The sequence below is a fragment of the Bradyrhizobium sp. OAE829 genome (genome assembly GCF_040546575.1).
Taxonomy (GTDB): domain Bacteria; phylum Pseudomonadota; class Alphaproteobacteria; order Rhizobiales; family Xanthobacteraceae; genus Bradyrhizobium.
In genome coordinates this window covers 296,781-305,799 of record NZ_JBEPOE010000001.1, presented here as the reverse complement: position 1 = coordinate 305,799, position 9,019 = coordinate 296,781, and the positions used below count along the sequence as shown (strand labels likewise).

At 62.7% G+C, this 9,019-nt stretch carries 12 protein-coding genes; 6 read left to right on the top strand and 6 right to left on the bottom strand.

Going from position 1 to position 9,019, the window contains the following annotated elements:
- Positions 1-46 precede the first annotated feature (46 nt).
- On the bottom strand, positions 47-1,072 hold the full coding sequence (locus ABIE49_RS01265; protein ID WP_192736090.1) for an aspartate-semialdehyde dehydrogenase: 1,026 nt from the start codon (positions 1,070-1,072) through the stop codon (positions 47-49).
- 285 nt (positions 1,073-1,357) lie between these two features.
- Here ABIE49_RS01265 and tgt point away from each other — a divergent pair, with 285 nt between their 5' ends.
- Complete coding sequence (gene tgt, locus ABIE49_RS01260; RefSeq protein WP_192736089.1) at positions 1,358-2,491, top strand: tRNA guanosine(34) transglycosylase Tgt; 1,134 nt, start codon at positions 1,358-1,360, stop codon at positions 2,489-2,491.
- Between the two features lie 18 nt (positions 2,492-2,509).
- Here the strand turns inward: tgt and ABIE49_RS01255 are convergent, their stop codons facing one another.
- The gene (locus ABIE49_RS01255) at positions 2,510-2,722 is read right to left on the bottom strand and encodes a hypothetical protein (RefSeq protein ID WP_192736088.1); all 213 of its coding nucleotides are present in this window, start codon (positions 2,720-2,722) and stop codon (positions 2,510-2,512) included.
- A gap of 231 nt (positions 2,723-2,953) precedes the next feature.
- On the opposite strand from ABIE49_RS01255, the gene cysK reads away from it, so the two are divergent.
- The 3 genes from cysK to ABIE49_RS01240 are packed head-to-tail and all read left to right on the top strand — an operon-like array spanning position 2,954 to position 4,559.
- Positions 2,954-3,931 (top strand): cysteine synthase A, encoded by a 978-nt coding sequence (gene cysK, locus ABIE49_RS01250; RefSeq protein WP_192736087.1) that lies wholly within the window; start codon positions 2,954-2,956, stop codon positions 3,929-3,931.
- 2 nt (positions 3,932-3,933) lie between these two features.
- The gene (locus tag ABIE49_RS01245; protein ID WP_192736086.1) at positions 3,934-4,173 is read left to right on the top strand and encodes a BrnA antitoxin family protein; all 240 of its coding nucleotides are present in this window, start codon (positions 3,934-3,936) and stop codon (positions 4,171-4,173) included.
- Positions 4,174-4,196: 23 nt separating this feature from the next.
- Positions 4,197-4,559, top strand: a complete 363-nt coding sequence (locus tag ABIE49_RS01240; RefSeq protein WP_354066535.1) for a hypothetical protein — start codon at positions 4,197-4,199, stop codon at positions 4,557-4,559.
- A 50-nt stretch (positions 4,560-4,609) separates the two neighbouring features.
- On the opposite strand, the gene ABIE49_RS01235 is transcribed toward ABIE49_RS01240, so the two are convergent.
- Together ABIE49_RS01235 and ABIE49_RS01230 are read right to left on the bottom strand one after the other, a co-directional pair.
- Positions 4,610-6,019, bottom strand: a complete 1,410-nt coding sequence (locus ABIE49_RS01235) for a caspase family protein (protein ID WP_192736085.1) — start codon at positions 6,017-6,019, stop codon at positions 4,610-4,612.
- Between the two features lie 198 nt (positions 6,020-6,217).
- Positions 6,218-7,096 (bottom strand): DMT family transporter, encoded by an 879-nt coding sequence (locus ABIE49_RS01230; protein ID WP_192736084.1) that lies wholly within the window; start codon positions 7,094-7,096, stop codon positions 6,218-6,220.
- A 171-nt stretch (positions 7,097-7,267) separates the two neighbouring features.
- Here ABIE49_RS01230 and ABIE49_RS01225 point away from each other — a divergent pair, with 171 nt between their 5' ends.
- Positions 7,268-7,666, top strand: coding sequence for a RidA family protein (locus ABIE49_RS01225; protein WP_192736083.1), 399 nt, complete (start codon positions 7,268-7,270; stop codon positions 7,664-7,666).
- A 57-nt stretch (positions 7,667-7,723) separates the two neighbouring features.
- Positions 7,724-7,942: a hypothetical protein gene (locus ABIE49_RS01220; protein ID WP_192736082.1), complete on the top strand. Its 219-nt coding sequence runs from the start codon at positions 7,724-7,726 to the stop codon at positions 7,940-7,942.
- 87 nt (positions 7,943-8,029) lie between these two features.
- Here the strand turns inward: ABIE49_RS01220 and ABIE49_RS01215 are convergent, their stop codons facing one another.
- Together ABIE49_RS01215 and ABIE49_RS01210 are read right to left on the bottom strand one after the other, a co-directional pair.
- Positions 8,030-8,587 (bottom strand): hypothetical protein, encoded by a 558-nt coding sequence (locus ABIE49_RS01215; RefSeq protein WP_502915855.1) that lies wholly within the window; start codon positions 8,585-8,587, stop codon positions 8,030-8,032.
- A complete protein-coding gene (locus ABIE49_RS01210; RefSeq protein WP_354066534.1) occupies positions 8,532-8,888 on the bottom strand; it encodes a hypothetical protein in 357 nt (118 codons plus the stop codon). Before ABIE49_RS01210 ends, ABIE49_RS01215 begins: the two co-directional genes overlap by 56 nt.
- Positions 8,889-9,019: the final 131 nt, after the last annotated feature.

Below are 9,019 nucleotides of genomic sequence, written 5' to 3'. Positions count from 1 at the left end.
AGCGTGGGGTCGGTCAGCGACGTCTAACCTACCCCACGCGTTCACCTCACGCCATCGCGCGCTGCGGCAGCAGCTCCGCAATCTGGACCGCGTTCAGCGCGGCGCCCTTCAACAGCTGGTCCGCCGAGACGAACATCGCGATCGAATGGCCTGTGGGATCACTGAGATCCTTGCGGATGCGGCCGACCAGCACGTCGTCCTGGCCTGACGCGTCGATCGGCATCGGGAAGTAATTCTTCGCCCGATCATCGACGATTCTGACACCCGGCGCCTTCGACAGGATTGCTCGCACCTCGTCTTCCGAGATCGGGCGTTCGCATTCGAAAGTGATGGCCTCGCAATGCGCGCGCAGCACCGGCACCCGCACGCAGGTGACGCCGATCGCGATCTTCTCGTCCTCGAAAATCTTCCGGGTCTCCTTGATGACCTTGGTCTCTTCGTCGTTGTAGCCGGTCGCGGGATCGATCGCGGTGTTGTGGCTGAACACGTTGAAGGCGTAGGGGAGCGGGATCACCTTCGGCGTAAACGGCCGCCCCTCGAGGCTGGCGCGGGTCGATTCCTTCAGTTCCTCCATCGCCGCCGCACCGGCGCCGCTGGCGGCCTGATAGGTCGAGATGATCATGCGCTTGATGCGGTTTTGGCTGTGGATCGGCCACAGCGGCACCAGCGCCGTGATCGCCGAGCAGTTCGGGTTGGCGATGATGCCCTTGTGGTCGCGGATGCGGCCCGCGTTGATCTCGGGAATGACCAGCGGCACATCCGGGTCCATCCGGAAGGCCGACGAGTTGTCGACCACGACCGCGCCCGACTTCACCGCGATCGGCGCATACTTCTTCGAAATGCTGCCGCCGGCCGAGAACAGGGCGATGTCGACGCCGTGGAAGGAGTGCGGGGTGAGCTCTTCGATCACCACCTGCTCGCCGCGGAAGTTGACGGTCTGGCCGGCCGAGCGCGCGCTCGCCAGCGCCTTCAGCTTGCCGACGCGGAAATTGCGCTTGTCCATGGTGGCGATGAATTCGGCCCCGACGGCGCCGGTCACGCCGACAATGGCCACTACTGGATCGTTGCTCACGTTCGTCTTCCCTTGGTTTGAGTAAGCTGCAGGCAATAAAAAAGCCCCGGTCCTTTTCAGGCGGGGCTTCGGTTCAGATGATGCGATCGTCAGGTTACGCGCGCACGGCTCCCGAGCCCCCCAAGGGTGCTTTGGTTTTCGCGGTGCGTTTGGTGGTCGCGTTCATGGGGCGGACTTATGCGGGAGAGTTTGGCTGCCGTCAACGGCTCTTGGAACGAAAATCGGCCCAAACGGGGCCGAATGGCCTGTTGAACAGGGCGCATTGGTTACGCCATAAGCTCACCCATGGACGTTCCCAATCATTTCGAGCTGCTCACTACCGATGGCCAGGCCCGGCTCGGCCGGCTCTCCACCGCCCACGGCGTGGTGCGGACGCCGGCCTTCATGCCGGTCGGCACCGCGGGTGCGATGAAGGGCATGCACTGGCGCGAGGTGCGCGATGCCGGCGCCGATATCGTGCTCGGCAATACCTACCATCTGATGCTGCGGCCGGGGGCCGAGCGGATCGCAGCCCTTGGTGGCTTGCAGAAGTTCACCGGCTGGCAGGGGCCGATGCTGACCGATTCCGGCGGCTTCCAGGTGATGTCGCTTTCAGAGCTGCGCAAGGTGACCGAGCACGCCGTGACCTTTCGCTCGCATATCGACGGCGCCAAAGTCGAACTGTCGCCGGAACGATCGATCGAGGTGCAGCGGCTGCTCGGCTCCGACATCGCCATGCAGATGGACGAATGCGTGCGGCTGCCGGCTGAACGCGCCGACATCGAACGCGCGATGCAGCTTTCGTTGCGCTGGGCCGAGCGCTCAAAGCGCGCTTTCGAGAGTGCGCCTTCCGGCTACATGCTGTTCGGCATCGTGCAGGGTGGCGACGTGCCCGAGCTGCGACACGCCAGTGCGCGCGGGCTGGTCGAGATCGGGTTCCACGGCTACGCGATCGGCGGCCTTGCGGTCGGCGAACCCCAGGCGGTGATGCTTGCCATGATCGAGGAGACCGCGCCCCGGCTGCCGCAGGATCGTCCGCGCTATCTGATGGGCGTCGGCACGCCCGAGGATCTGCTGGAGGCGGTGGCGCGCGGCATCGACATGTTCGACTGCGTGATGCCGACCCGTAACGGCCGGCACGGCATGGCATTTACGCGCTTCGGCCAGATCAATCTGCGCAATGCCCGCCATGCCGACGATCCAAGGCCACTGGACGAGGAGAGCACGTGGCCGGCGACGCGCGAATACTCGCGCGCCTACCTGCATCATCTGGTGCGGTCAGGCGAGACGCTGGGCGCTATGCTGCTGTCGGAAATCAATATCGCGTACTATCAGAGCCTGATGCAGGGCATGCGGGACGCGATCGGCAACGGCAGCTTTGAGGCGTTCCAAAAACAAACGCGCGCCGGATGGGCGCGCGGTGACATTGCTGCGAGGTGAAGCTGAGAGGTGAAGACCTCAGTTACAGGCGAACCTCCGGATCGAATGCTTGGTCACGAAGCCGTAACCGCAGGTATCGCAGGTCCAGAGATAACCAATGACGTTGTCATACATGTAGGCGGAAGCTTCCGCGGCCACCATGGAGTCGGCACACACCGGGCAGGTCGGTAAATCGCAGCCACGCGGGTCGGGCCTAGACGCGACGGACAGGACTTCAGCAACTGCTGGCATCGTGACCTCCTGGCGATCTGAAGCGGAAGCTCAACTCACGACGAAAGTATAAACCGATTTATTTGACGTTGTCGCAACACAAATGCGTTGGAACAACGTTATCGGCGAACTTTCGATTTTGCGATGCAGCGAATTTTGACTCTGACGTTTCGGACTTGCGCATCAGCTCGGCCACCTCCTAAGTAAGAGAGCCCTGAATTCCGGGCATATTATCACCATAGGAGCGTTGTGATGGAGGCATCGTCAGCCACGGGTGCAGTGCACCGTCCCGGACGGGGCAGGGTATTCGACAGCATCGTCGATGCCGTCGGCGACACGCCGATCGTCCGCTTGCGCAAACTGCCGCAAGCCCACGGTGTCAGCGCTACCATTTTAGCTAAACTCGAATATTTCAACCCGGCGGCAAGCGTCAAAGACCGCATCGGCGCGGCGATGGTGATCGCGATGGAGAAGGCCGGCGTGATCAACGCCGACACCGTGCTGATTGAGCCGACCTCGGGCAATACCGGCATTGCGCTGGCCTTCGTTGCGGCCTCGCGAGGCTACCGGTTGAAACTGGTGATGCCGGAATCGATGTCGATCGAGCGGCGCAAGATGCTGGCCTTCCTCGGCGCCGAGATCGTGCTGACGCCGGCGGCGCAGGGCATGAAGGGCTCGATCGCGACCGCCGAAGAGCTGGTGCGCACGACACCGAACGCCGTGATGCCACAACAGTTCAAGAACCTCGCCAATCCCGAAATTCACCGCCGCACCACCGCGGAGGAAATCTGGAACGACACCGGCGGCAATATCGATTTCTTTGTCGCTGGCGTCGGCACCGGCGGCACTATCACCGGCGTCGGCCAGGTGCTGAAGCCGCGCAAGCCTTCGCTGCGGGTGATCGCCGTCGAGCCCGAGGAAAGCCCGGTGCTGTCGGGCGGACAGCACACGCCGCACAAGATCCAGGGCATCGGCGCCGGCTTCATTCCGGACATTCTGGATCGTTCCGTGATCGACGAGATCGTCAAGATCAACTCGGCGACCGCGATCGAGATGTCGCGTGCGCTGGCACGCAACGAAGGCATTCCGGGCGGCATCTCCTCGGGCGCGGCGATCGCCGCCGCACTTGAGATCGGCAAGCGTCCGGAGGCCGCCGGCAAGACCATCCTCGCCATTGTGCCGTCATTCTCCGAACGTTATCTGTCGACCGTATTGTTTGAAGGAATTTAGCGATGGCGGACCAGCCGAGACGGCCGAGGACCCTGAACGACGCCCGCAGCGAAGCCGAGGCGGCGTTCAAGCGCACCACCACCAAAGTGGTGGAGGCGCCACCGAAGCCGACGGCGCTTCCCGGCGTGAAGGAACTGGTGTCGCTGCGCATCGACCAGGATGTGCTCGAATATTTCCAGGAAGGCGGCGCCGGCTGGCAGGACCGGATCAACGCGGCGTTGCGCAAGGCCGCCGGCAAATAGCCCCTCGGAACAGATACACGCGAATGCGTCCCGTCCTGGCCCGCTTCCGGCTGGTTGTCCTGAGCTGCCTCGGATTGGCGATCGGCGGCGGCCTCGCCGATCCGGCGATGGCGGATCAGGCGCCGTTCACCTGCACGATCCTGCCGGGCGAGGAGATCGCCAGCATCTCGATGACGAACCCGCTCGCCAGCCACGCTTCCTGCATCGTCACGTGCAGATTCTCGACCACCAAATACGACAACAATCCGCAGATTACCTGTGCCAAGTCGGTGCCCGCGGGCAAGGAAGTGGAGATGTGCCGGCTGACGTCGGGCGGTGACAAATTCGTCAAGCTTGCCGAAGGCCGCGCGGATTGCCTGGGGCTGTCCAACCCCAGCTCCGAATGAAAAAGCCCGGGATGAACCCGGGCTTTTTGCCGTGAATTGTCTTTGAGCGCCTATCGCAGCATGCCGCCGACGACGCCGCCGATGAAACGGCCGGCACCGGCCGGATCGGGATTACTCTGATACTGGCGTTGAGGCTGAGGTTGTGCCTGCTGCTGGCCGCCACCGCTGGTAGCGCGGCGCTTCGGCCGCTCCTCCTCAGAACTCGCGGTCGGCGCCGCTGCCACGATCTCGGTCAACAGGGCCTTGTGTTGCAGCCTGTTGAGGTAGCCGCTCTTGGGGTAGCCGCGGGCGGCCTGCCAGCGCGTGATCACGGCTCGGGTCGGTGCATCGAAGGTGCCGGACATCTTGGTGTCGAAGCCGAGACCGTTCAGGCGGCGCTGGACGTCGCGGCGCTGGCCCTTGTCGAGGCCAATTTGATCCTCGGTGGTCTGGTTCGCTTCGTCCTTGAACGTCGCCGGATCGATTCCGGCGGTCAGGTTGCGCGTGGCGTTGTCCGGTTTGCTCTCAAGGGAGGCGATCCGCGCTAGCGCCAGCGATTTGAACTGACCGTTGGGATACTGGGCCACGTAAGCGTTGAGCTCTTCCGGCTTGCTCGAATCCTTGATCGAGCGCCAGAACTCGAGCTCGACGTCGCTGCCCGGTGCGGCGGCGGCCACCGCCGGCGCGGTTCCGGGCGCGGCAGGCGCGGGAGCACCGTTCAGGTAAACCGCACCGGTCAGATTGGTGTTGCCCCAGGGCAATTGACCCTTGTTGGTTTCTTCCTGGACCTGGGCGCGGACCTTGGTCATCGCTTGCTGAAGCTCGACGCCGGGCTGGGTGAGGTTGGCGAGCAGCGCGCGCGTGAACGGGCTGTTGCCGCCTTCCTTGCCGTCAAGCGCGGTCTGGCCGGGGCCGGTCGCAAACGCGATCAGCGTGCCTTCGCCGGATTTCATTTCGGCAAGGCCGGTCTGCACCGACACGCTGCGGGTCGACGGCGCGTTGGACTTGATCTTGGCGGCGAAAGGATTGTCGCGGCAGGCATCGAGCAGCACCAGCTTGACCTTGGCATCGCTCATGGTCTGGTCGAGCGTGAGGTCGATATTGATGGCTGCGCCAAGCTTGACGTCCATTTCCGATTTGATGTCGGCGTCGATCGGCAGCAGGTAATTGGTGCCGCCGACGGCGATGCCGTGGCCGGCGTAGAAGAACACGGCCACGTCGGCGCCCTGCGCCTTCTTGCCGAAATCGAGCAGCTTTTCCGTCATCTTGTCGCGGGTCAGGTTGGAGCCTTCCACCACTTCAAAACCGACGTTGCGCAACGCGGCCGCCATCGCCTTCGCGTCGATCGATGGATTGGGCAACGCGGCGACGTGCTTGTAGGTGCCGTTCCCGACCACGAAGGCAACCCGCCTCTCGGCGCTGGCGGCGCCGGCGGTGAAGACCATGCAGATCAGGGAAAGGACAAGGGTTGGGAAGCGCATCAGAAAAATCCCCCTGGCAGAATCGAAAAAGATTTCGGCGGCAACGTTGGCCGCAGGTTACACGAAAAAAATACACACTGCGCCAGAAAAATGGGCCGCCTGCCCAGATCCGGTAGCCGTGCGATTCCCTCTTAAGGTATTGAATCTATCCAAGATCTCATGAGATCCAGATCACAATTTGGTGGGTAAAATCCCAATTCAGCTTGCTGCCCGCGCGGGAACCGGATTTGTCGCGCGCAAGTTCAGCAGATTTCCGGCCAGGATCAGGATGGCGCCGAGCACGGTGAACAGGTCGAGCCGCTCCGCATAGATCAGCCAGCCCGCGGTGGCGGTTAAGGGAACCCGCAGGAAATCCATCGGGATCACGACCGTTGCATCGGCGTGCCGCAACGCCCGCGCCATGCAGTAATGCGAGAATGTGCCGCAAAACGCGATCACTGCCGCCCAACCCCAGATATAGGCCGGGGGCCACTTCCAGACATAGAGCGCGGGAAAAAATCCGGCCACCGATTGCACCACCAGCATCCAGAAGATGATCGCGACCGCCTGCTCGGTGCGGGTCAGCGACTTCACCATCGCGACCGAAACGCCGAAGCCCACGGCGGCGGCGAGCGCAATCAATTGTCCCGGATTGACCTCGCCGGTGGCGGGACGAACGATGATCACGACGCCTACGAGTCCGAGCACAATGGCGGCGACCTTCCACACCGTCATGCGTTCGCCGAGAAACATTGCCGCCAGGATGGCGGTCCAAATCGGCATCGTGAATTCGATCGCAACGACTTGACCGATCGGGATCAGCGTCAGCGCGAAGAACCAGCCGAGTTGCGCGCCGTAGTGAATGATGTTGCGCACGACATGCAGGTGCAGCCGCGCGGTCTTCAACACCGAGAACCCGCCGCTGGCCCGGATCAGCGGATACAGCATGAAGAACCCGAGGATGGTGCGCATCTCCATCAGCTGGAACACATTCAATTCCCGCATCGCCTCGCGGCCAGCGACCACGATAATCAGCATCAATGCGAGCCAGCCCGACATCCACAGCGCGGCCAGTGATTTGGAAGGTGTGCGGTCCATGCGCTCGCGGCTGAGTTGGGCTGACTTAGAGGGGCAGGCGGGTATCGGCGAGCGCTCGCCGATTTGCAACGTGCAAATCTGCGGACGCAGCGATGCGTGGACGCCAATTTCGCTGTGGGAGGCCGTGCCGGATCGGTGCTAAGGATCGGCCCGTCTCAGGAGGACTTATCCATGCGTATCCTACAACCGGCCGAATGGTCGAAACCCCGCGGCTTTTCACACGGTGTCGAGGTCGATGGTCCCGGCAAATGGATCGTGCTGGCCGGCCAGACCGGCGGCGACGAGAAGGGCGATTATCACCCCGACATGGCCGCCCAGGTCGGCACGGCTCTGAAGCGGGTCATCAAGCTGCTTGGCGAGGCAGGGGCTGGTCCCGAACATATCGTTCGCCTGACCTGGTATCTGACCAGCCGCAGCGAATATGAAGCGGCCGGCGCCGGCATCGGCGCGGCCTGGAAGGAGACGCTCGGTCGCAACTTCCCGCCATCGACGCTGCTCTATATCGACGGACTGGTCGATGCCAGGGCCAAGGTCGAACTCGAAGTCACCGCTTACGTGCCCAAGTCTTAAGTCCCAAGTCCTGACTCGGACTTAAGGCGCGCTCGAACACCACAGGAAACATAGATCATGACCAACCGCTCGACCTCAGAAGCCCGATCGACTTCAGCGAGTTTCGTGACGGCCTTCGCAACCGGCTGGCCCGAAGCGCAACCCGACATCATGGTGCTGTCGCTCACGACCCATAACGGGGTGCAGGATTTTGCCTTCAACAAGGAACAGGCCCTGCTGATCGCAAAGACCATCAAGGATACTGCTGCGAGGCTGGGGACGCCCAAAACAGGCTAGTCACCGCAAATTCCGTTCATAACGAAAATCGCCCGCTCTTCAGCGGGCGATTTGGTATTCGGGGCAGGGCGGGCGGACCGCTGCGGTTTACTTCGAAAGCGAAATGTTGGCGGCGCGGAACTGGCTGTCGGCCCGGATGCTGACGGACTGCTTGTTGCCGGCTGTCTTGAGCGCGATGTTTGCGTTGAAGCCGGCGGTGACGGCCGTGACCTGGAAGTTGCCGCCGCCGCCGCGGCCCTGCAGGCTGCCGGTGATGCCGCGGCTGGTTTCGCTCCACTGTCCGACAATCGCGCCGCCCTGGTCGACCACGTTGGCCGTCAGATTAAACCTGTAGGCGTCGCTGGCGCAGGTGAGGCTCATGTCCATCTTGGGGCCCGCAACGTCATAAACCGCGCGGCAGCGGATGCGTTCGTTCGATCCGTCGTCCAGCGTGACGGTGCCGGCGCCGGCCCACTTGCCGGCCATGCCGGCGTAGGGCCCGGAGGACTGGGCGTAACTTGCTGGGGCTGCAAGTGAAGTCATAAAAAACGCGACGGCTGCAATTGTCAGCCGCCGCGGGTAGGCGAAGAATTCTGATGTTCGGCTTGTCTTACTGACGGGACGCTTCCCATCGACCGCTACACGGTACACCAGCTGATGCCCCATTCCATTTCCCCGATCCGGAGTTGCCACTGAGTTGACCGTTCGCATATGCACCATTGATCGAGACTCGCACAAGTCCCCCGGAACTCACGGTACCGGAAACCGGGGCGCCGGACCCCGTTACCTTACCGTCGCTGACCGTGACGGTTGAGGCGGTGCGCGCATCGCAAGTGCCGGTTTTGGTGACAACGGTAACCTGCCAAAGCCCGTCATAGGGCTGCTGGGCGGCGGCGGGAGCGGCCGCGAAGGCAGCGGTGGCAAGAAACGAAGTCAAAAACAGCTTGCTGATGCGGTTGGAACGCATGGATGAAATCCCCGAATTGTGTGTGATGAGCGCGTTATCCGGTCACAATGTGTTCAAACTTTGGTGCGCCGCAATAACGCAGAAAGTTCCTAACAACTCAAACACATCAAGGTGAATCCGGTTCCGGCCTC

Excerpts from the sequence above, each read along its gene's own strand:
- tgt (WP_192736089.1), top strand. The coding sequence starts at position 1,358 with ATGGACGTTCCCAATCATTTCGAGCTGCTCACTACCGATGGCCAGGCC.
- ABIE49_RS01255 (WP_192736088.1), bottom strand. The coding sequence starts at position 2,722 with ATGCCAGCAGTTGCTGAAGTCCTGTCCGTCGCGTCTAGGCCCGACCCG.
- cysK (WP_192736087.1), top strand. The coding sequence starts at position 2,954 with ATGGAGGCATCGTCAGCCACGGGTGCAGTGCACCGTCCCGGACGGGGC.
- ABIE49_RS01245 (WP_192736086.1), top strand. The coding sequence starts at position 3,934 with ATGGCGGACCAGCCGAGACGGCCGAGGACCCTGAACGACGCCCGCAGC.
- ABIE49_RS01240 (WP_354066535.1), top strand. The coding sequence starts at position 4,197 with ATGCGTCCCGTCCTGGCCCGCTTCCGGCTGGTTGTCCTGAGCTGCCTC.
- ABIE49_RS01235 (WP_192736085.1), bottom strand. The coding sequence starts at position 6,019 with ATGCGCTTCCCAACCCTTGTCCTTTCCCTGATCTGCATGGTCTTCACC.
- ABIE49_RS01230 (WP_192736084.1), bottom strand. The coding sequence starts at position 7,096 with ATGGACCGCACACCTTCCAAATCACTGGCCGCGCTGTGGATGTCGGGC.
- ABIE49_RS01225 (WP_192736083.1), top strand. The coding sequence starts at position 7,268 with ATGCGTATCCTACAACCGGCCGAATGGTCGAAACCCCGCGGCTTTTCA.
- ABIE49_RS01220 (WP_192736082.1), top strand. The coding sequence starts at position 7,724 with ATGACCAACCGCTCGACCTCAGAAGCCCGATCGACTTCAGCGAGTTTC.
- ABIE49_RS01215 (WP_502915855.1), bottom strand. The coding sequence starts at position 8,587 with ATGGGGCATCAGCTGGTGTACCGTGTAGCGGTCGATGGGAAGCGTCCC.
- ABIE49_RS01210 (WP_354066534.1), bottom strand. The coding sequence starts at position 8,888 with ATGCGTTCCAACCGCATCAGCAAGCTGTTTTTGACTTCGTTTCTTGCC.